17 protein-coding genes and 4 pseudogenes are annotated in these 21,424 nt (G+C 70.3%); 4 read left to right on the top strand and 17 right to left on the bottom strand.

Translation table 11 applies throughout. From position 1 onward, the window contains the following. Positions 1-6 precede the first annotated feature (6 nt). From AMETH_RS22890 to AMETH_RS22930, 9 genes are read right to left on the bottom strand one after another with little or no spacing between them, the layout of a single operon-like run. Positions 7-654 carry a hypothetical protein gene (locus tag AMETH_RS22890; protein ID WP_017983489.1) on the bottom strand — a complete coding sequence of 216 codons (648 nt, stop codon included), beginning with the start codon at positions 652-654 and terminating at the stop codon, positions 7-9. Next, positions 651-2,021, bottom strand: a complete 1,371-nt coding sequence (locus tag AMETH_RS22895) for an MCE family protein (protein WP_017983490.1) — start codon at positions 2,019-2,021, stop codon at positions 651-653. Before AMETH_RS22895 ends, AMETH_RS22890 begins: the two co-directional genes overlap by 4 nt. Continuing rightward, positions 2,018-3,241, bottom strand: a complete 1,224-nt coding sequence (locus tag AMETH_RS22900; protein WP_017983491.1) for an MCE family protein — start codon at positions 3,239-3,241, stop codon at positions 2,018-2,020. The genes AMETH_RS22895 and AMETH_RS22900 overlap by 4 nt, the downstream gene beginning before the upstream one ends. After that, positions 3,241-4,497, bottom strand: coding sequence for an MCE family protein (locus tag AMETH_RS22905; protein ID WP_017983492.1), 1,257 nt, complete (start codon positions 4,495-4,497; stop codon positions 3,241-3,243). Before AMETH_RS22905 ends, AMETH_RS22900 begins: the two co-directional genes overlap by 1 nt. Further along, a complete protein-coding gene (locus AMETH_RS22910; RefSeq protein ID WP_017983493.1) occupies positions 4,494-5,513 on the bottom strand; it encodes an MCE family protein in 1,020 nt (339 codons plus the stop codon). Before AMETH_RS22910 ends, AMETH_RS22905 begins: the two co-directional genes overlap by 4 nt. Next, positions 5,510-6,556: an MCE family protein gene (locus AMETH_RS22915; RefSeq protein WP_017983494.1), complete on the bottom strand. Its 1,047-nt coding sequence runs from the start codon at positions 6,554-6,556 to the stop codon at positions 5,510-5,512. The genes AMETH_RS22910 and AMETH_RS22915 overlap by 4 nt, the downstream gene beginning before the upstream one ends. Further along, on the bottom strand, positions 6,553-7,749 hold the full coding sequence (locus AMETH_RS22920; protein ID WP_017983495.1) for an MCE family protein: 1,197 nt from the start codon (positions 7,747-7,749) through the stop codon (positions 6,553-6,555). Before AMETH_RS22920 ends, AMETH_RS22915 begins: the two co-directional genes overlap by 4 nt. A gap of 7 nt (positions 7,750-7,756) precedes the next feature. Beyond that, a complete protein-coding gene (locus tag AMETH_RS22925; RefSeq protein WP_038532301.1) occupies positions 7,757-8,584 on the bottom strand; it encodes an MlaE family ABC transporter permease in 828 nt (275 codons plus the stop codon). Positions 8,585-8,631: 47 nt separating this feature from the next. Next, positions 8,632-9,462 (bottom strand): MlaE family ABC transporter permease, encoded by an 831-nt coding sequence (locus AMETH_RS22930; RefSeq protein ID WP_017983497.1) that lies wholly within the window; start codon positions 9,460-9,462, stop codon positions 8,632-8,634. 485 nt (positions 9,463-9,947) lie between these two features. Here AMETH_RS22930 and AMETH_RS22935 point away from each other — a divergent pair, with 485 nt between their 5' ends. Then, positions 9,948-11,111 (top strand): TetR/AcrR family transcriptional regulator, encoded by a 1,164-nt coding sequence (locus AMETH_RS22935; RefSeq protein WP_017983498.1) that lies wholly within the window; start codon positions 9,948-9,950, stop codon positions 11,109-11,111. Between the two features lie 59 nt (positions 11,112-11,170). On the opposite strand, the gene AMETH_RS40685 is transcribed toward AMETH_RS22935, so the two are convergent. The 4 genes and pseudogenes from AMETH_RS40685 to AMETH_RS42175 all read right to left on the bottom strand — a co-directional run. Beyond that, positions 11,171-11,899, bottom strand: coding sequence for an NAD(P)/FAD-dependent oxidoreductase (locus AMETH_RS40685; protein WP_223843294.1), 729 nt, complete (start codon positions 11,897-11,899; stop codon positions 11,171-11,173). Between the two features lie 211 nt (positions 11,900-12,110). Next, positions 12,111-12,404, bottom strand: a pseudogene (locus tag AMETH_RS42165) (flavin-containing monooxygenase); the annotation flags it as partial. Then, complete coding sequence (locus AMETH_RS42170; protein WP_323806962.1) at positions 12,344-12,808, bottom strand: NAD(P)-binding protein; 465 nt, start codon at positions 12,806-12,808, stop codon at positions 12,344-12,346. The gene AMETH_RS42170 and the pseudogene AMETH_RS42165, both read right to left, overlap by 61 nt. Before the next feature lie 13 nt (positions 12,809-12,821). Next, positions 12,822-13,423, bottom strand: a pseudogene (locus AMETH_RS42175) (alpha/beta hydrolase fold domain-containing protein); the annotation flags it as partial. A gap of 392 nt (positions 13,424-13,815) precedes the next feature. Here AMETH_RS42175 and AMETH_RS22950 point away from each other — a divergent pair. Continuing rightward, the gene (locus tag AMETH_RS22950; protein WP_038532304.1) at positions 13,816-15,567 is read left to right on the top strand and encodes a sigma-54-dependent Fis family transcriptional regulator; all 1,752 of its coding nucleotides are present in this window, start codon (positions 13,816-13,818) and stop codon (positions 15,565-15,567) included. A gap of 48 nt (positions 15,568-15,615) precedes the next feature. Here the strand turns inward: AMETH_RS22950 and AMETH_RS22955 are convergent, their stop codons facing one another. Beyond that, positions 15,616-16,683, bottom strand: a complete 1,068-nt coding sequence (locus AMETH_RS22955) for an aldehyde dehydrogenase family protein (protein ID WP_017983503.1) — start codon at positions 16,681-16,683, stop codon at positions 15,616-15,618. Positions 16,684-17,039: 356 nt separating this feature from the next. On the opposite strand from AMETH_RS22955, the gene AMETH_RS22960 reads away from it, so the two are divergent. Beyond that, the gene (locus tag AMETH_RS22960) at positions 17,040-18,098 is read left to right on the top strand and encodes an alcohol dehydrogenase (protein WP_017983504.1); all 1,059 of its coding nucleotides are present in this window, start codon (positions 17,040-17,042) and stop codon (positions 18,096-18,098) included. Between the two features lie 69 nt (positions 18,099-18,167). Then, complete coding sequence (locus AMETH_RS22965) at positions 18,168-19,343, top strand: 4-hydroxybenzoate 3-monooxygenase (protein WP_026153283.1); 1,176 nt, start codon at positions 18,168-18,170, stop codon at positions 19,341-19,343. Between the two features lie 145 nt (positions 19,344-19,488). Here AMETH_RS22965 and AMETH_RS40695 read toward each other — a convergent pair. From AMETH_RS40695 to AMETH_RS42710, 3 genes and pseudogenes are all read right to left on the bottom strand, one after another. Then, a pseudogene (locus AMETH_RS40695) lies at positions 19,489-20,460 on the bottom strand (MFS transporter); the annotation flags it as partial. Between the two features lie 14 nt (positions 20,461-20,474). Beyond that, a complete protein-coding gene (locus tag AMETH_RS41245) occupies positions 20,475-20,699 on the bottom strand; it encodes a hypothetical protein (protein WP_017983507.1) in 225 nt (74 codons plus the stop codon). 559 nt (positions 20,700-21,258) lie between these two features. Further along, positions 21,259-21,390 (bottom strand): annotated as a pseudogene (locus AMETH_RS42710) (SDR family oxidoreductase); the annotation flags it as partial. Positions 21,391-21,424 lie beyond the last annotated feature (34 nt).

Below are 21,424 nucleotides of genomic sequence, written 5' to 3' on the forward strand. Positions count from 1 at the left end.
CTTCGGTCACGGCACAAACTCGACTTGCGCGACCAGCCACTGGCCAGCCTCTTCCTGCACCTGCACCCGCATCCGGTAGTCCCGCGGCTGCGGCTGGCCGCCGGATTCTGCGTTGGTGACCGTCGACGTCGCGGCCACCAGCAGGCTCGCCGAACCGTCCGATGCGGACTCCACGGCGATCGCCTTGACCTCGCCGGTGGAGGTCACGTTCTGCTCTTTCACCACGGCGGAGAACACGTCCTTGCGGGAGGCGAAATCTTCCTTGAACGGGCCCGTGGCGCCGTCGAGGATGCGCTGCACGCCCGCGTCGATCGCGTTCGGATCGATGGTCAGGATGTTCACCACCTCGGCGCGCGCCGCCTCCGTGGCCGCGGCGCGGTCGCGGTCCTGCTGGTGGCCGCGCCACACCGCGAGACCCACGAGCGTGCCAGCCACCAGCAGCGCCACGCACACGACGAGGAGCACGGCGATCAGCAACACGTGCAATTTCGAGCGCGGCGCGCGGCCGTCGTTCCCACCGGCAGTGCCGGCGGTGTCTGTGGTGTCTGCGGATTCCGGAGTGTCCGGCTCGGCGTCCCTGGGACGGGGCGACGGGCTCGGCCGCGCCGCGGCCTCATCCGGGACGGCGGTCTCGCCGTCGTCGACGGCGGTCACCGTCCCAGTGGTGCCAGTAGCATCTGTTGCCACGTCAGATCCTCCTTCGTCTTGGCCGTCGTGCCGATGCCGCCGATGCCGAACAGGTGACCGTCGGCCGCGACACCCGATCCGGTCTGCGGGTTGTAGAGCGCCGAGGTCAGGTTTCCGAGCAGGCTTCCCGACGGGAACGGCGGGTTGTTCTGCTGCACGGGCTCAAACCCTTCGCCGCCACATTCCCGCACGGTCGCCGCGCGGCGACCAGGTGCGTTGAGGCACGGGATGTTGCGCACACCGCGGACGTCGGTCGGGTTGTCGTGCGGCAGCTTGCAGTACAGGTCGTCCGGGGTCGCCACCCTCGACAGGTCATCGGGTGAACGGTGCTGTTCCGGGGGCAGGAAGCCGACCGTGCACGGCGGCGGGGTCAGCGCCGTGGTGCGGAAGTCGATCGCCAGCGACTGGTCGTCCTGGTGCGGGGCCGTCGCCGAGATCAGCGCCGTGGTGAGCGCCGGGTAGGTGACCAGGATCGACTCCAAAGCCGGGTTGTAGGTCACGAGGACCTGCTCCACGCTGGTCAGGTTGGCCAGCAGGATCGGCAGCGTCGGCCTGAGGTCCTGGAAAAGACCATCCACCTGCGCGGCCGCCGGGATACCGCGATCGATCACGGATCGCAGCTGCGCGTCGTTGGCGTGCACGGTCCCGGTGAACCCGGCCAGGCTCGACACCAGCGACCGGATGTGCTCGCTGCTGGCGATCTGCGTGTCCAGCAGCGGGCCTGCGTCGCGGAGGAGCTGCTGCGTGGGGTCGAGGTTCTCCTGCGCCGCGGCCAGCAGGCTTTCCGACTGGTCCAGCACCTGGCGCAGGACGGGCCCGGTGCCGCGGAAGGCGTCCGCCAGTTCGCCGAGCGACGTGCCGAGGCTGTCCGGCGGGATCGACGCGACGAGTCGGTTGACGTTGTCCAGCAGCTCCCCGGTCGGCGTCGGGACGCCGGTGCGCTCGACCGGGATCGTCGCGCCGTCGGCGAGCACCCCGGCGCCGGGCCTCCCCCCGGGTGTGAGGTCGATGTACTGCTCGCCGATGGCGGACACGCTGTGCACGTCGGCACGCACGTCGGACGGGATGCCGATGTCACTGCTGACCGACAGGCTGGCATCGGCGCCGCCGGGTTCGACCTCGACCGCGGTGACCCGGCCGATCTCGACCCCGTTGTAGGTGACCCGCGAACCGACGTACAGGCCCGCCGCGTCGGCGAGTTTCACCGTGAGCGTGTGCTGCCCCAACCCGAGCAGTTTCGGCACCTGCGCGTAGAAGACGACGACAACCGCGATGCTGATGACGCTCACGAGCGCGAAGATCACCAGCTGGATGCGGACGAAACGGCTGATCACCGGCCACCTCCGAGCCCGCCGAGCAGGGTTTCCAGCAGCGAGTTGACGCCCCCGGCCGCGATCGAGGGGTTCTGTCCCTCCGGCGGCGGAGCGGGCAGCGGGCCCGTGCCGCCCGCGCCCTCGTACTTGCCGCCCTCCGGCGGGGTCAGCAGGTTGCCGGAGGAGTTGCCGAGCCCGGGAACGACCTCGCCGAGCGGGGTTCCCTGCAGCAGGGACAGGTAGTACTTGCTGATGGCGGTGTCGGTCAGGTCCAGGATGATCGCCAGGTTGGCGTAGTCGCCCTTGAACAGGTTGCGGTTCGTCTTGAGCGGGAACAGGCCGGTGGCGAGCAGACCGGTGGACCCGACGAGCGCGGGCCCGGCGTCGGCGAGCCCCTTGAGCACGGGGGTCAGGTTCTCGAGGTTGCGCGTCAGCGTGCCGCGCACCTCGTCGACCGTGCTCGTCGCGGTGCCGGACAGCGTGTTCAGGCTGTTCAGCGTCTGGATCAGGGTGGTGCGCTCCTCGTTGAGGGTCTGCAGCGCCGCGGGCAGCTGCGTGAGGACCTGTTCGATCACCTGGTTGTGCTCGGCGGCCTGACCGCTCAGCCGGTCCAGCCCCGCCAGCGCGGCGTTGATGTCGTCCTTCTGCCTGGCGAGGGTGCCGACGAACGTGTCGAGCCGGTTCAACGTCTGCCGCACCTGCTCGTCCCTGCCCTCCCCCAGCGCGTTGTTGAGCTCCGCGGTGATGGTCTGGACCTGTTGCAGGCCGCCGCCGTTGAGCAACGTGGACACGGTGGCGAGGACGTCCTCGGTGTCCGGGTAGTTGCGGCTGCGCGACAGCGGGATCGTGTCGCCGTCGGCGAGCCTGCCCCGCGGCGGCTCGTCCGCGGGCGGGTCGAGGGCCAGGTGCTTGGCGCCGAGCAGACTGGTCTGCCCGACCCGCGCCTGCACGTTCGCGGGCAGGTTCACGTCGGGGTTGAGCGACACCGTCGCCTCGGCGTTCCAGCCGTTGAGGCGGATACCGGTCACCGCGCCCGCGTCGACGTTCGCGATCATCACCCGGCTGTTCGGGTAGAGGTCCGAAGCGTTGGCGAGCTGCACCGTGACGGTGTAGGCGCCCTCGCCCCGCCCCTGCGTGCCGGGCAACGGCACGGAGCCCAGGCCATCCGGGGCGACGTCGCACCCGATGAGGGCGAGGACGCCGGACACGCTCAGCGCCAGTACGGGACGGATCTTTCGCATCACGGTGTCTCCTGAACGCCAAGCAGTCCGCCGAGTGTCTTGGCGGGTGCGGGTGCGGCGGGCTGTGCGGGCGCGCCGGGGCCTGCCGGTGTGCCCGGGCCCGTCGGCCGCACCGTTCCGCTGCCGGGGGTGCCGGGCCGCACGAGCGGGTTCGCCCCGACCGGCGGGTAGGTCATCTGGAGGAGGTTGAGCAGCGGGCCCAGCGTCTGCTCGCACAGCTGCCCGGCCTGCACCGGCGTCGTCGCGGCCGCGGCACCGATCCCGGAGCACACGAACTGCGCCGGGTTCTGCAGGTTGGCGAACTGCAGCGCACCGGTGAACGAGCCGGCCAGCGGGTCGTAGATGTTGTAGGCATTGGCCAGCACGGTGGGCGCGACGTGCAGGGCCTGTGCGAGCGCGTCGCGCTCGCCCGCGACCACCCCGAGCACCTCGGTGAGCTGGTCGGTGCTCGAATCGAGCAGCGAACGGTTGTTCTCGAGGAAGGTCCGCACCTGGGTCGCCGCACCGTCCAGTTTGGTCAGTGCGGCGGCGAACTCGTCACCGTTGTCGTTCAGCGTGCCCGCAACCGTGTCGAGCCTGCTCGTGAACTGCGTGATCTGCTCGTCGCTCGCCCGCAGCGCGCTGACGAACACGGCGAGGTTGCGGACCGTGCCGAAAAGGTCGCCGCGGCCGTCCGACAGCGTGCGGATGGCCTCGTTGACCTGCGTGATCGTGTCGTGGAACGTCTGGCCCTGCCCCTGGTAGGTCGCGCCGGTGTCCAGCAGCCGCGTCAGCGCCCCGGACGAGTTCGCCCCGTCCGGCCCCAGCGCGGTGGCCAGCTTGTTCAGCTCGTCCTTGATCTGGTCGAACTCGACCGGCACCGCGGTCCGCTCGACCGGGATGGTCGCCTCGTCGGCCAGCACCGGCCCGCCGGTGTAGGCGGGGGTCAGCTCCACGTACCGGGACGCGACCAGCGCGGGCGCCACGATCACGGCTTTCGCGTCGGCCGGCACCTGGTGCTCGGCGTCGTAGTGGAACCGGACGCGGACCCCGTCCGGCCCCGGCACGACCTCGTCCACCTGCCCGACCTTGAGACCGAGGATGCGGACGTCATCCCCGGTGTACAGGCTCGTCGCGCTGGGGAACACGGCGGTTGCGGTGACCCGCCCGCCGGTGACCCAGAGCATCACGCCGGCCGCGACCAGGCCGAGCACGACCGCCGTGGTGAGCAGTTTCGGGGCGAGCGCGCGCGCTCGGCTCCACCGGACCAGCCTCATCGGCCACCTCCGAGAACGGACTTGACGACATCGCCCCCGGGCAGCTCGGGCAGCGGGATGAGGTTGCCGGGGATCAGGTTGGCCACGTAGGCGTCCCAGAACGGTCCACTCGAGACGGCGGAGCCGAGCCGGGTGGCGTACGGGCCGAGCTGGTTGAGCGCGGTCGCGATGACGCCCTCGTTGCGCCGCAGCATCTCGAGCACGCTGTTGAACTCGGCGAGGGCGGGCGCCAGCTGCGTCTCGTTGTCGGCGACCAGGCCGGACAGCTGGTCGGCGAGGGTCGACACGTTGACGAGCAGGTCGTGGATGGCCCGCTTCCGGTTGTCCAGTTCCGTCAGCAGCGCGTTGCCGTCCACGAAGAGGCGCGTCAGCTGCTGGTTGCGGTCGGCGAGCACACCGGTCACCCCCTCGGCGCGGCCGAGGAGTTCCCGCAGCTGCCCGTCCCGGGACGAGATCGTCTCCGACAGCCTGCCCAGGCCCCGCAACGCCTCCTGCATCTGCGGGGGCGAACCGGCCAGCGCACCGGACACCGAGTCGAGCGCCTGGGCCAGCCGCGCGCTGTCGATCCGCCCGGTGGTGATCGCCAGGTCGCCCAGCTGGGTCGTGAGGTCGTAGGGCACCTCGGTGCGCGACACCGGGATGACCGTGTCCGGGTCGACCTCGCCGCCGCCCATCGGGGTGATGGCGAGGAACTTGCGGCCGAGCAGCGTCTCCGTCTTGATCGACACGGTGCTGTCCTTGCCGAACCGGGCGTCGTCGTCGGTGACCTCGAAGGTGACCACGACCTTGTCGCCCTCCAGCTCCAGGTCGCGCACCTTGCCCACGTCGAGACCGCCGATCCGGACGGAGTCGCCGCTCTGCAGGCCGCCCGCGTTGACGAACGCGGCCCGGTACACGGTCGCGCCGATGAGCTGCGGGAAGGCGGTGATGTTGAACAGCAGGACGACGGCGGCCACCACGGCGATCAGGCTCGCGACGCCGATCCTGGTCGGGTTCATCTCGCGGAAGGATTTCATTGGCCGTCCCCGCAACGCTCGCTGCCGGAGTTGGAATCGATCCACGGCGTGTAGATCGTGTTGCCGTCCGGGCCGGTCAGTTTGATCTGCAAACCGCACAGGTAGGCGTTGGTGAAGGTGCCGTAGGCCCCGATGCGGCTGCCGCGGGTGTAGAAGTCCACCAGTTCGTTCAGGTTGAACTCCAGTTCGTCCTTGCCCGCGTTGACGTTCGCGATCGTGCGGCCGAACTCGTCCACGGCGCTGCGCAACGGCGGGCGCGCCTGCTCCAGCAGGTCGGTGAAGGAGCCCGCCATCGTGGCCACCTCCTGCAGCGACGACCCGAGCGCCTGGCGGTCGGCGGCCAGACCGCTCATCAGGTCGGACAGCTGGGTCAGCGCGACCGCGAACTCCTGGTCGTGCTGGTCGACCGTGCCGAGCACCTGGTTGAGGTTGGTGACGAGGTCGCCGATGACCTGATCGCGATCGGCCAGGCTGTTGGTCAGCTCCCCGATGTGCCCGAGCAGGCCCTGCACCGTGCCGCCCTGCCCCTGCAGCACCGTGATCAGCTCCTGCGACAGCTGGTTCACCTGGTCCGGCTGCAGGCCCTGGAACAGCGGCTGGAAGCCGCCGAGCAGTGCGTCGAGGTCGGCGGCGGGTGCCGTCCGCGCCACCGGGATCGTCTCGCCAGGGGCCATCCGCCCGGTCGCGCCGCCCTGCGCGGACAGTTCGAGGAAGCGGTCGCCGAGCAGGTTCTTGTACCGGACGGTGGCGTGCACGTCGTCGGTCATCGGCAGCGAGCGGTCGACGGTGAACGTCACCCGCGGCACCCCGTCGGCGAACGCGATGTCCTCCACCGCGCCGACGCGCACGCCCGCGACACGCACCTCGTCACCCGGCCGCAGGCCGCTGACGTCGTGGAACGACGCGCCGTAGACCTCCTCGCCGGAGAACCGGGTGCCGGACAGCTGCACCGCGAGCAACGCGATGACCAGGAGCCCGACGATCGCGAAGATCGCGACGCGGACCAGGTCACCCCGCACCGCGACGGCGGATGAGCGTTTCATTTCGCTCCTTGGGGACGAGCCGGCGAGCCGAGGAACAACTCCACCGGGGACTTGCCGATCTGCACCGAATCGGAGCCCGGGCCCGAGGGCGGGACGTAACCGTTTCCGGGGATCACGATCTGCGGCGCGGGGACCGGGGTGCCGGCCAGGTTGGGCAGCCCGTGGCAGTCCGGTCCGGACGACGCCTTCATCTCCGGCAGGTCGTCGGGGTACTTGTAGGGCTCCTTGCCCGGCAGGAAGTTGACGGTCAGCAGACCGAACGGGCCGAGCCCGCCGAGCGCGGGTTCGAGCAGCTTGCGCGCGTTGTCCTCGCCCTGCAGGAAGCAGGTGAGCATGGGTGAGTACTCGCGCAGCAGCGAGCTGGTCGGCTCCAGCAGCCGGAGGGTGTCGATGAGGTTGCGCCCGTTCTGGCCGAACACCTCCGTGCCGGACGCGCCGAGCCGGTCCAGCTGCACCAGGAACGCGTGCAGCGCCTCCTGCTTGTCGACGATGGTCGCGCCGATGCGCGTCGCGTTGTCCAGCGTGCGGAAGAAGTCGGGCGCGACGTCGGCGTAGAGATTGCTCACCTCGGCGGTGCGCACCAGGTCGTCGTGCAGGTCCGGCAGGCTCCCGTTGAACTCGGCGAGGTAGGTGTTGACCCCGGTGAGGAACCTGCCGAGCTGGTCGCCGCGGCCCTGCAGGGTCGAAGCCATGGCGTGCAGCGTCTCGTTCACCTTGCCCGGCTTGGCCACCGTCAGGACGTTCATCAGGTTCTCGAAGACGGTGTTGACCTCGGTGCCGACGTGGTCGGCCGTCAGCACGATCCCCTCGTGCAACCGGCTCGGCGACGGCTCGTCCGGCGCTTTGAGGTCGATGAACTTGTTGCCGAACGCCGTCTCCGGGTTGATCGCGGCGGTGGCGTTCGCCGGGATCAGCGACGCCTGCGCGGGATCGAGCTCCATCAGGATGTCCACGGCGTCACCGGCCAGCTCCACCGATTTCACCGTGCCCACCACGACGCCGTGGTACTTGACCCGGTCCTTGGCTGCCATCAGCAGACCGGCCCGGTCAGACCGCACCGTGATGGTCAGCGTGGAGGTGAACGCACCGGTGAACATGGCCCACACCAGCGCCACGATTCCGGTGAAGATCACCAGCATGCCCAGTCCGGAGACCCGTTTGGTCACCGGTGAATCCAGGTTGATCTTCGACATCCGTGCCCTACCCCGCGATCCGCAACGTGTCGTGGTTGCCGTAGACGGCCAGTGCCACCAGGAGCGTGACGGTGGTGACGCCGATGAGCGACGTGCGCACGGCGCGGCCGACGGCCTCGCCGACGCCCGCGGGCCCGCCCGTCGCGTTGTAGCCGTAGTAGCAGTGGACGAGGACCACCACGACCGCCATGGTGATCGCCTGCAGGAACGAGTAGAGGATGTCCACCGGCTGCAGGAACGCGAAGAAGTAGTGGGTGTAGCCGCCGGAGGACACCCCGTAGAACAGCACCGACACGGCCTGGTAGCCGACGTAGCTGAGGATCAGCGCGAGCGCGTACAGCGGCACCACCGCGACGAGCCCGGCGAGCAGGCGGGTGCTCACCAGGTACGGCAGCGACGGCACGCTCATCACCTCGAGCGCGTCGATCTCCTCGTTGATGCGCATGGCACCGAGCTGGGCGGTGATGCCGGTGCCGACCGTGGCGGCGAGCCCGGCGCCCGCGATGATCGGCGCGGCGAGGCGCGTGTTGATGAACGCCGAGGCGAACCCGGACAGCGCGGTCAGGTCCACCTGCCGCAGCGCCTGGTAACCCTGCACACCGGAACTCGCGCCGACGAAGAACGTCATGAAGCCGGTGATCGCGACGGCGCCGCCGATCAGCGCGAGCGCGCCGCTGCCCATCCCGACCTCGGCCAGCAGCCGTGTCTGTTCCTTTTTGTACCGGAACATCGCCCGGTACACCCAGGCGAAGACGCGCAGGTAGAACGTGCCCTGTTCGCCGAGTGCGTCGAGCAGCCGCACCGGCGCGCCCGCCGCGTGCCGGAACCTGGACACGACGGATCCCTCAGTGGTTTTCACCGTGGTTGGTCCTCTCCGTGGCGCTACTTGCCGACGAGTCCGAGGTTGTACGGCAGTGCCGTCAGGAACAGGTTCGCGACGAACAGCGCCATGAACGAGTACACGACCGTCTCGTTCACCGCGTTGCCGACCGCTTTCGGGCCGCCCTTGACCGTGAGGCCGCGGTAGCAGCCGACCAGTCCGGCGAGCATGCCGAACACCAGCGCCTTGACCTCGCTCTGCACGAGGTCGGGTATGCCGATGAGCAGGTTCAGGTTCGCCACGTACAGCGCCGGGGACGCGCCCTGCAGGTACACCGAGAAGACGTACCCGCCGGCGAGTCCGATGAGGATGATCAGGGCGTTGAGCATGACGGCGGCGAACATCGAGGCGAGCACGCGCGGGGCGACCAGGCGGTGCACGACGTTGATGCCGAGCACCTCCATCGCGTCGATCTCCTCGCGGATCTTGCGCGCGCCGAGGTCGGCGCAGATCGCGGTGGCGCCCGCCCCGGCCACGACGAGCGTAGCGACCACGGGCCCGATCTGGGTCACGGTGGCGAGCGCGGCACCCGAGCCGCTCAGGTCGATCGCGCCGACCTCGCGCAGCACCTGGTTGAACTGGAAGGTGACCAGGCAGGTCAGCGGGATGCCGACGAAGATCGCGGGTCCGATGGACACCCGCGCGATGAACCACGTCTGCTGGATGAACTCGCGCCACTGCAGCGGGCGCTTGGGCAGCACGCGGAACGCCTCGAGCGCCATGGCGAAGAACCCGCCGAGCGGTGCGATCAGCCGGTCCACGCGGCTGGGTGGCCGGAGGAAGTCCCCGCCGGGATCGGCCTGGCGCCGCGCGATCTGCGGGGCGGCGCTCACCGCGCCGCTCCGGGGCCGGCCGGGACAACCCGCAAGACACCGTGATCTGCACATCGCGCGAACCCGGTCTTCGCGACACGGTTCGCGCGGCCGACTGTAGTCATCGTTGACTTCCTTGATCGTCCGTTGAGGGTGACGGCTCCGCCGTCCGGAGTGCCGGACCACGACGTGTCCCGCATCACCGCGCCGAACTCTAACATAAGAATCCTTACGCGCAAGGGTGGTTGTCATGCGCGGTCGAATACGGCTCCACCCGAACCCAGGGCTGGCAAAACACCAGGTGGGAGCCTTGCTTGCGGCGTGATGATCTTCCCGACGGGTCACGCAACATCATGCAGATTATGTTGACTGGGACTCGAAGGCGACAGCCTTTCGTCTGCCTAGTGTATGTTCACTAGACTCGGCGGGCCGGGGTCCGTGATCACCGGGCGCACACCTGGCACACTGTCGGACCGGACGCAGGAGCACGAGCGAGGGAGACGACCGTGGCTGCCGACAACGCCACTTCCGCACCGGTGCGCCGCACGGCGGCGCAGCGACGGGCTCAGCTCGCGGAACTGGCCGCGCGGCGATTCCAGGAGCTCGGCTACCACCACGTCTCGCTGGCCGATGTGGCCGCGGACGCGGGGATCACGGCTCCGGCACTGTACCGGCACTTCCGCAACAAGCAGGGCCTGCTGGCCGGCGCCATCGGCATCGTGCTCGACGCGGCCGAGGACACCCTCGCGCGCACCCAGGGCGAACCGCTCGAGGCCGTGGTCGCCGCGGTCGCGGAGCTCACCGCGGAACGCCGCTACCTGTGGGCGTTGCTGCAGCGGGAGGTGCGGTTCCTCGAGCCCGAGGCGCGCGCGGGTGTCCAGGAGCGGTTCACCCGGGTCGTCGACGAGTTCGCGCGGCGCCTCGTCGAGCGCCGCCCCGAACTCGCCCGCGACGACGCGCGTGTGCTGGTCACCGCGGCCACGTCGGCGTTGGCGAGCCCCTCGGTGCCGAGGTCGGCACCGCGCTCGCTCGTCGTCGGCACCCTGTCCGCGGCGGCCACCGCGATCCTGCACGCGGATCTGCCCCGCGAACAGCCGGGCCCGGTGGCCGAGCCCGCGCCGGCCGCGCGCGAGCCCGCCGATCGCCGCACCGAACTGCTCGATACGGCCATAGACCTGTTCTTCGAGCGCGGTTTCACCGGTGTCAGCCTCGACGACATCGGGGCGGCGATCGGGATCGCGGGCCCCAGCATCTACCACCACTTCCCGACGAAGACCGACATCCTGCTCGCCGCGTTCACCCGTGCGACCGACCGGCTGGCCGAGGAACACTCACCGCGCGGTGAGCGCTCGCTGGCCGAATTGGTGGGCACCTACACCGATTTCTGCCTCCAAAACCGCAAGCTGGTCGGGATCTACGTGTGGGAGACGATGAACCTGCCGCCCGACGCGCAGCGCCGGATCACGGCCGCGCTGCGCGCCCGCGTGTCCGAGTGGAGCGCGGCGCTGCGCCCGCAGCGGCCGGAGGAGGACGAGCGCGCGGCCCGCATCCGCGTGCACGCCGCCCTGACGGTGATCGACGACCTCGTGCGCCTCGGCAGGCTGCACGAGCGCCCACTGATCGCCGCCGAGGCACGGCACCTGGCGATGACCACCCTGACCGGCGGCTGACCGCATGGAACGGAGCCGGTGGAGGCACCCGGACGTGCCCCCCGCCGGCTCCGGTGGTGTCAGACGGTGGCGGTCTCACCGGCCCGCGCGAGCTCGAAGCCGGCGTAGCCGGTGTCGGCGATCTCGGCGCACGTGGCGGTCCACTGGTCCTCCGCCTCGCGCGCCGGCTCCACCGTGCGCACCCCGGTCCGCTCGGCGGTGGCGATCAGCTCGCCGATCCAGTCGACCTGGGTCGCGATGCTCGGCGGCAGGTTGGTGAAGGGGCCGTTCGGGCCGAGGATCATGAACATGTTCGGGAAACCGGCCGGGGACACGCCGAGGTAGCTGGTCGGACCGCCGGCCCAGTGCTCGTTGATGTGCCTGCCCCCGCGGCCCCGCAGGTCCATCGCCCGGTAGTTGCCCCCCACGGCGTCGAAGCCCGTGGCAAATACGAGGATGTCCAGCTCGTGCTCGATACCGTCGGCCGTGCGGACCCCGCCGGGGTGATCTCGGTGATCGGGTTCTCCTTGATGGAGACCAACTCGACTTTGTCCCGGTTGTAGGTTCTCGTAGTACCCCTCGTTGCACAGCGGCCGCTTGGCGTAGAGATCGGTCGGCGTGAGCTTGCGCGCGGTCTCCGGGTCCTCGACGATCTCGGCGATCTTCGAGCGGAGGAACGCCGCGGCGGCCGCATTGGCTTCCGGGTTGGTCGCGATGTCGCAGAACGTGCCGAACATGAACCGGAACCCGTTGCCCTTGTCCCAGGCATCCTGGAACACCCTGCGGCGTTCCTCTTCGGACACGCTCATGCCCGACCGTGCTCTCCTCGAACCCGAAGGCCACCACCGAGTTGCGCACCTGGTCCCACACGTTGTCGAAGTCCGCCATGATGGGCTCCACTTCGGACTTGTCCATCGGGCCGTTCCCAGACGGCACCCAGTACTGCGGCGACCGCTGGAAGACCGAGAGGTAGCCGGCCGTCTTCGCCGCGGCGACGATGAACTGCGTCCCGGTCGATCCGGTGCCGATCACGCCGACCCGTTTGCCCGCGATGTCCAGGTCCTTCGGCCACGCGTTGGTGTGCACCAGGGTGCCGGCGACGCTGTCCCGGCCGGCGATGTCGGAGATGTTGCTCTTCGCCAGCAGCCCGAGCGCGTTGACCAGGTACCGGGCGGTCAGTGTCACGCCAGTGGACGTGGTGACCGTCCACAGTTCATCGGACTCGTCGAACACCGCACCGGTGACCCCGGTGTTCAGCTGGATGTCGCGTGCCAGGTCGAAGCGCTCGACCACGTGCTCCAGGTAGGCCAGCACGTCCCGCTGTTCCAGGTACCGCGTCGACCAGTCCCACTCGCGCAGCAGGTCCTCGTCGAACGAGTACCGGTAGACGAAACCCTCTGGTGTCGGACAAAGTACCAGGTGCCGCCGACGCCGTCGCCCTTCTCGAACGCCATGACCGTCAGGGCGAGTTCGTTGCGAAACTTGTGCAGCATGTAGATGCCACCGAAACCGGCTCCGACGAGGATGGCGTCGACATCCGGGGTGCGGAAGTTGCTCAGGGGTGCTCCTTGGATCGAGTCGATGTCGGATCGGTGTGCGGATCGCGCGGTACCACGCGGCGATGGCGGCGATCTCCGCGTCGGCTTCCGGTGCGTTGCCCGCCAGGAAGGGGAAGACGTGCTGCATGCCCTCGCCGATCGACAACGTCCCGTCGACACCGGCCGCCTCGGCCCTCTCCGCGACGCGGGTGGCGTTGTCCACCAGGCACTCCACCGACCCGGCGTTGACGTAGAGCCGGGGGAATGCGGTGAGGTCGGCGTAGAGCGGGTTCGCCAGGGGCGTCGCCGGGTCGATCCGACCCCCGGCCAGCACACCGGCGGTCATGCCCTCCAGCAGCGGCGCCGTGATCAAGGCATCCGTCGCGGCGTTGGTCACGAGCGTCTCGCCGGAGTTCTCCATGTCCAGCCACGGCGAGAACGCGATCACCCGTCCCGGCAGTGGCTGCCCCTGCTCGCGCAGCGCCAGCGGGATGGCGATGGCGATGGCGAGGTTGCCGCCGGCGGAATCACCGATCGTAATGATGTCCGCGGGGTCGATCCCACGTTCGGTCAGCCCGGTGAACACCGCGACCCCGTCCTCGACCTGCGGGGGTGCGGGTGTCCGGGCGCGCGGCGGTAGTCGAGCACGAAAGCGGTGACGCCGAGCGCCTTGGCGACGTGCGCCGCGAGCTTGCGGTGGCTGGCCGCCGACCCGACGACGAAGCCGCCACCGTGGGTGTCGAGCAGGACCTGCGAGGTGTCGGCACCGGCGGGCGATGCCCAGATTCCGGGCACACCGCCGACGGTCTCCTCGCGGTAGGTGACATCCTCCGGTTCCCGGGTCGGCTGGTGCCACTCGTCGAAGATGCTGCGGAACAGCCGCGTGGTCAGGCCGGGCGTGGTGGCGATGATCTCCGCCCAGTCCGCGTACAGCGCACGCAGTGCGTCCGATGCGCCCGAGGTACCCGGCGACCGGGTAGTGGCACCGTTGTCATCTGATTCCTCCTCGATGTGTGCGCGGGCAGGGAAGCGGCCCGCTGTGGCGTGGGACTCACTGTGGCGAGCACGCGGGGACGGCCGGTGTTCCGTTGTGGAACGACGCGCGGTGTTCCAGAACGGAACACAACGGGTACCCGGGGTGAACGACTACGGTGGCCACAACACCACGGGACGACCACGAGGCAACGATGCGTCGACACGAACCGCCACCCGTGCCCGCGCTGTCGCGGGCCGAGCTGGACCGGATCCGCCGCACCCGGGCGGCACTCGTCGAGGGCGGCCTTCTCGCGGCACCGCCGGGCGGTACCGGCGTGCCCCGGCACATCGAGCGGAGCTGGCGGCGCTGCGTCGGCGAGGAGGTGCCGGTCCTCCCCGACGGGATCGACTACCGCGAACCCGAGGACAACCGCTCGACGCTGCTCCGCGCGGCCCGCCCGGTGCTCGAACGGCTCAAGGACAGCCTCGCCGACGTTCCGGTGGCGATGGTGCTCTCCGACGCGACCGGCCGGATCGTGGTGCGGCACGCCGACGTGCGCCGTCAGCGCGACGTGATGGACCGCGCCTGCGCCGCGGAGGGGTTCGATTACTCGGAGCAATCGGTGGGCACGAACGGCATCGGCACGGTGCTGGTCGAGCGCCGTCCGGTGCTGGTGCGGGGTCCGGAGCACTACAACGCCCTGCTGGAGGAGCTCACCTGCGCGGGCACGCCCATCATCGAGCCGTGTACCGGTCGCGTGGTCGGCACGTTCTCGCTGGCCTGTTCGACCAGGGATGTGCACCCGCTGATGACGGTCATGGCGGGCGACGTCGGCCGTCAGATCGAATCCCGCCTGCTGGACGAGGCCGGGGACCGGCGCCGCCGGCTCGTGCACGCGTACCTGTCCGTCGAACGGGCGGGCACCGCTGCGCTGGTGGTGGACGAGGAGACCCTGCTCGCCAACCGGCCCGGACTGGCCCACACCGGACCGGAACTGCACCCGCTGCTGTGGCGGTTCCTCAGCCAACACCGACCCACGGGGCCCTGCAGGATGCAAGTCCCCCTGTCCGACGGCCCACACGAGGCCCTCGTCGAGCCGGTGGCCGACGACGGGGTGGCCGCGTTCAGCGTGCGCCTGCTCCCTCGCCGCGCCGGCCCCGCCGACTCCGTTCACCCGGTCACTCCCGCGGTGCTCGGCGACGTGCTGCACTTCGACGAGCAGGTCAACCGGAGGCTGGAGACCGCCGTCCGCCACCAGGAGCACATCGCGGTGACCGGCCCGGCCGGGACCGGCAAGCTGCACACGGCGCTGTGCGTACTGCGGCGGCAGGGCGCCCGGGACCCGCTCGTCGTGGAACCGCACCTGGAGCGGGATTGGTTCGACCGTGCGCGCACGGCGCTCACCCTCGGTCGCGGAGTCGTCCTGCGCCGAGTGCAGTACAACCCCGTACCGCCGTTGCAGCAAGTGCGGCTGCTGGCCGCCGCGGAGGTGCCGATGGCGCTCACCGCCGACCTCGACGCTGCCGGTGACGACGTCGTCGGGCTCGTGCGGCAGGTGGCGACCACAGTGCGGCTCCCGGCGCTGGGCCAGTGCCGGGAGCACCTGCCGTCGCTGGTCCGCGCGATGCTGGCCGATCTCCCGGAACCGGCGTCGACGAGCCGGTTTTCCGCACCGGTGTGGGACAGCCTGATGGCCTGGCACTGGCCGGGCAACCTCGCCGAGCTGCGCAACACCGTGGCCCAGCTGGCGCGGCGCGCCGACGGCGGTAGGGTCGAGGCCGGCGACCTGCCGGACGAGCTGTGCGCACCCCGTCGCGCACTGAGCAAGCTGGAGTCCGCCGAGCGCGCCGCCGTCGTCGAAGCGCTGCAGACCGCGGGCGGCAACCGCAGCCGCGCGGCGCAGGCGCTCGGCATCGGGCGCAACACGCTCTACCGCAAGATGCGGGAGTTCGGGATCGGCTGAGAGCGGTGGGGGCCGTCCGGTGCGTGTGGGCCCCCACCGCCCGCGTGTTCACGGAATGCGCACGAGTTTCTTGTTGGCGAACTCGGTGATGCCCAGCGCGCCCAGCTCGCGGCCGACGCCGGAGCGCTTCACCCCGCCGAACGGCAGGTCCGGTGCGCTCCTGGTGGTGCTGTTGATCCACACCATGCCGCACTCCAGGTGCGTCGCCAACGCCCGGGCCCGCTCGACGTCGGCGGTGTAGATCGAGGCGGCCAGCCCGAACGGCGATTCGTTGGCCAGAGCGAGGGCGTCCGCCTCGGACGCGACCCGGTGGACCACGGCGACCGGGCCGAACAGTTCCTCCGAGTGGGCGCGCATGGCCGGGGTGACCCCGGTGAGGACCGTCGGCTCGAAGTAGTGGCCGGGGCCGGCCACCCGGCCGCCACCGGTGTGCAGCGTGGCGCCGAGCGCGAGCGCGTCCTCGACCTGTGCGGTCAGGTCCGCAACCACCTCACCGGAGGCCAGCGGCCCCAGGCGAGTGGCGGGGTCGGTGGGATCGCCAGGCCGGATCTCGCGCATCGCGTGGACGAACCGCTCGAGGAACGCGTCGTGCACGTCGGCGTGCACGATGAACCGCTTCAAGGCCGTGCACGCCTGGTCCCCGTTGAACAACCGGTTGTGCACCGCGTGCGCGACGGTGGTGTCGAGGTTGTGGTCGTCGAGGACGGCGAACGGGTCCGAACCGCCGAGTTCGAACACGTACTTCTTCAGGTGGCGTCCGGTGACCTCGGCGACCGCGGACCCGGCGCGCTCGGACCCGGTCAGCGACACACCCTGCCCCCGTAGATCGCCGATCAGCCCGGCGATCCGCTCGCTGTCGGCGAAGAGGTTCAGGTAGATTCCCTCCGGCGCCCCGGCTTCGGTGAACAGCTCCTCGATCGCCAGCGCCCCTTGGGGGCAGTTGCGTGCTTGCTTGAGCAGAATTGTGTTGCCCAGCACCAGGTTCGGCGCCGCGAACCGCGACACCTGGTAGTAGGGGAAGTTCCACGGCATGATCCCGAGGAGCACCCCGATCGGCTCCGTGCGCAGCACCGCTTCCCCGCTGCCCGCGATGTTCAACGGCTCATCGGCCAGCAAACCCGGACCGTGCTCGGCGTAGTGGTCGTAGATGGGCGGCGACCAGCGCCACCGCTCCCTTCGCCGGGGTGATCGGTTTGCCCATCTCCAGGGTGATGATCCGGGCGAGTTCGTCGGCGCGGTCGGGGGGCCTCGCGCACTTCCTGGCCTGATGCGACCGGGAACTCCTTGACGAGCTCGCCGGTGGCCGGGTTGGTGGTGTGGTAACTGGTCATGCGCTCCTCGCTTCCGTGTGGTTGCCGGCGAGCATGACCGATCGCCGCACCGGCGGACGTGTTCCGAATCGGGACACCGGCGCGCCCGCATCGCGCTGGTACCAAGGATTTTCGTCCGATTGAGATGTGAGGTGGGAAGACATGCACGCATTCGCGGTCAGTGGAGAGGGCGCCGACGTCACCGACGTGGAACTGCCGACGCCCAGCCCGGCCGGCACGCAGGTGCTGCTGAAGGTGGAACGGTCCGGGGTGTGTCACAACGACACCCACCTGCGCCAGGGTTTCTACGATCTCGGCGCGCGCGGGAAAATGCGGCTCACCGAGCGCGGGATGACCTACCCGCTGGTGATGGGGCACGAGGTGGTCGGCACGGTCGTACGGGTCGGCGAGCGGGTGAGCGCGCACCGTCCGGGCGATCTCCGCCTGGTGTACCCGTGGATCGGATGCGGCGAGTGCGCGCGGTGCCGCGACGGAGCGGACAACCACTGCGCGAACGGCCGCAACCTCGGTGTGGCGCGGCCCGGCGGCTACGCCGAGCACATCCTGGTGCCCGACGAAAAGTACCTGGTGGACATCGAGGGGTTGGATCCCAGCTGGGCGGCCACCTTGGCGTGTTCCGGGCTGACGGCGTTCAGCGCTGTCCACAAAGTGCTGCCGTTGCCGCCCGATGACCCGATCGTGGTGATCGGCGCGGGCGGCGTCGGGCTTACCGCGATCGCCACCCTCAAAGCACTGGGGCACGAGTCGATCTGCGCGGTGGACCTGTCGGAGGACAACCTGTCGGTCGCGAAGGGACTGGGTGCGTCCGCGACCGTGCTCGCCACCGGCGAGGTGAGCCAGGCCATCATCGGGACGTGCGGAGGTCCGGTCGCGGCGGCGATCGACTTCGTCAACAACAGAGCCACCGCGACCGCTGCCTTCGACGCACTGCGCAAGGCCGGACGTCTGGTCCAAGTAGGACTTTTCGGCGGTGAACTGACCGTGCCCACCGCGCTGATGGCGCTGAAGATGATCACGATCAGCGGCAGTTTCGTGGGCACCCCCGCCGAGCTGAACGCGCTCGTGGAACTCGCCCGCCGGGGCGCCCTGCCCCGCATCCCGGTGGTCGAAGCGCCCCTGACCGCCGCCTCGGTGCAGGAGTCGCTGGACCGGCTCAGCGGCGGCGGAGTCGCCGGCCGGATCGTGCTTCGCCGCGACTGAACCGCCGAGAACTTCCATTCAATGGAAGACCGGCTAGTCCGAACGGCCGTGGAGCCGGACACTGCCGTCATGCGTACCCAGGTCGCCATCGTCGGCGCAGGCCCGGCCGGTCTTCTGCTCTCCCACCTGCTCGGAAACGCGGGCGTCGAGTCCGTGATCGTCGAGACGCGTTCGCGGGCGTACGTCGAGGCCCGCATCCGCGCGGGAATCCTCGAACAGTCCAGTGTGGACCTGCTGCACGAGGCCGGGCTCGGTGAGCGGCTCGCCCGCGAGGGCGACGAGCACCGCGGCATCTACCTGCAGTGGCCGCACGAGCGGCACCACCTGGACTTCGTCGACCTCGTCGGGCGCAGCGTCACCGTCTACGGGCAGACCGAGGTGACCAAGGACCTCGGCCGGGCGCGGGAAGCCGCGGGGCAGGAGATCCGCTACGAGGTGTCCGGCACCGCGGTGCACGACCTGGACACCGACCACCCCTACGTCACCTTCACCGGCCCGGACGGCACGCACGAGCGGATCGACGCGGACGTGATCGTCGGGTGCGACGGGTCGTTCGGGCCGTGCCGCGCGGCCGTCCCGGATTCGGCGAAGCGCACGTGGGAGCGCACCTACCCGTACTCGTGGCTGGGTGTGCTCGCCGACGTCGCGCCCTCGACCGACGAGCTGATCTACGCCTGGCACCCAGACGGCTTCGCGATGCACTCGATGCGCTCGGCCACCGTCTCGCGGCTGTACCTGCAGGTCCCGAACGGCACGGACGTCGCCGAGTGGTCCGACGACCGGATCTGGGAGGCGCTGGCCACGCGGCTCGGGCACGGCCAGGACGGCTGGACCCTCACCCCCGGCCCGATCACCGAGAAGTCGGTGCTGCCGATGCGCAGCTTCGTGCAGCAGCCCATGCGCCACGGACGCCTGTTCCTCGCCGGCGACGCCGCGCACATCGTGCCGCCGACCGGCGCGAAGGGGCTCAACCTGGCCGTCGCCGACGTCGCGCTGCTGGCTCCCGCGCTGACCGCCCTGCTGCGCGAGAACAACCCGAAGCTCGCCAACGCCTACTCCGACACCGCGCTGCGCCGGGTCTGGCGGTGCACCCACTTCTCGTGGTGGATGACCACGATGCTGCACCAGTCCGGGGACCCGTTCGACCAGCAGCTACAGCTGTCCCAGCTGCGGTGGGTGGCCACCAGCGAAGCGGCGCGGACCGGACTGGCGGAGAACTACGCGGGCCTGCCGATCGGGTTCTGACGCGGACGCGCACCCCCTGGTCACGCGGGGCGAACCCGGGTGACCAGGCGGCTTCTCCGGCGGATGCAGATCGTGGTCCATGGCGCCGGATCGCAGGCGCCTGCGCTCAGCCGGCCGTCGGCGCGGCGTGCACCTGACCGGGCGGCTACCGGCCCAGTTCCAGCACCGGTGTGTGGGCCGTCTCGCGCGCGGTCAGGCCCTCCACCGCGGACAGCACGCCGCACACCACCGCGAACACGGCCACCGGCCACCATGTCGTGGTCTGCCCGCCGGTGACCACCGCCGCGATCGACGGCGAGAACCCGGCCAGCAGGAACCCCAGCTGCGTGCCGATCGCGAATCCGGTGTAGCGCACCCGCGCGTCGAACACCAGCCCCAGCGACCCGGTGCCGATCGACCACGGGTACGCCCGGAACGTCACCGCCGAGGCCAGCGCCCCGAACACCCCCACCGGGCGCCGCCCGATCCGGTCGGACAACGCCGCCCACAGCGGGATCGCCGCGATCGCCACCGCGTTGGACACCACCGACACCCACAGCATCGCCGAGCGGTCGAGCTGCACCTCCCCGGACGTGGCGAACGCCAGCGCGAACACGGCGAACACCGTCTGGAACACCGCGAACAACGAACAACACACCACGCGCAGCAGAGCCGCGACCGGCAGGAACGCCAGGGTGGCCAGCACCATGCCCGCGGCGAACCCGGACATCGCGAAGCTGGTGAACAACCCGCGGCGGCCCTGCGGCGCGTACTCCAGGGTGAGCGTGCTCGCCCCGGCCGCCTCGCCACCGGCCGACAGGCCCTGCACGAGCCGGCAGATCACCAGCAGCACCGGCGCGAGCGTGCCCACCGACTCGTAGGTGGGCAGCAGTCCGATGGCCAGACTGCTGGCGCCCATCAGCAGCAGGGTCGCCAGCAGCACGCCACGGCGGCCGACGCGGTCACCGAAGTGCCCGAACACCACCGCACCCAGCGGGCGCGCCAGGTAGGCCACGCCGAACGTGGCGAGCGACAACACGGTCGCCACGGCCGGATCACCCGCGGGGAAGAACGCGGTGCCGAAGACCAGCGCGGCCGCCGAGCCGTAGATGAAGAAGTCGTAGTACTCGAGCAGGCTGCCGAGGAACGCGCCTACCTGCGCACCAACGGCAACGCGCTGATGACCCGGATGATCGCCGCCGCCGACGAGGCCGGGATTCGCATGTGGACCTTGACCAGCGCGGACGAGCTGATTCGGGACTCCTCGGGGGCGGTGACGGGTGCGCGGATCTCCGGCGCGCACTCCGGCGAGGTGCGGGCCGGGCTCGGCGTGGTGATCGCCGCGGGCGGATTCTCCGGCAACGCCGAGCTGCGCAAGCGCTACTTCCCGCACGACCCGGACGGCACCAACCACACCACACCCACGATCGGCCACCACGGCGATTCGCTGCGGCTGACCCAGCCACTGGGCGGGCACATCGACGACAGCCCGCACCAGCCCGCCGCGTGGGGCCCGGTGACGGTGTTCCGCGGTCTGCGCGGCCAGAAGCGCTGGTTCCCGCACCTGCGCGCGTTCGGCCTGCCCGGCCTGATCGCCGTGGACCGCGAGGGGGTCCGGTTCGCCAACGAGTCGCTGTCCTACCACGACTACGGCGTGGAGATGCTGCGCAACGACAAGGACCGCGACGGAACCTACGGCTGGATCATCGCTGACCAGAAGGCGATGCGCCGCTACGGCATCGGCTACGCCAAGCCGTGGCCGTTCCCGCAGACCTACTTCAAGCGCAGCGGGTTCCTGCACAAGGCCCGCACGGTGGCCGCGCTCGCGGAGAAGATCGGGGTGCCCGCCGACCGGCTGCAGGCCACCCTCGACGAGTTCAACGCGGGTGCCGCGCGCGGCGAGGACCCGGGTCAACGCACTCGGTCCCGCGTGGACGAACAGCGTCTGCCCGTTCACGAACGCGGCGCGCTCGGACAGCAGGAACAGCGCCCCGTTCGCCACGTCCTCCTCGGAGCACAGCCTGCCGAGCGGGACGGCGTCGGTCATGGTCGCGAGGGTGAGTCCCATTGGGTTCGGCGCCCCGGTTGTCGAGTGTTTCAGC

Origin of the sequence: Amycolatopsis methanolica 239 (assembly GCF_000739085.1) — a bacterium.
Lineage (GTDB): Bacteria > Actinomycetota > Actinomycetes > Mycobacteriales > Pseudonocardiaceae > Amycolatopsis_E > Amycolatopsis_E methanolica.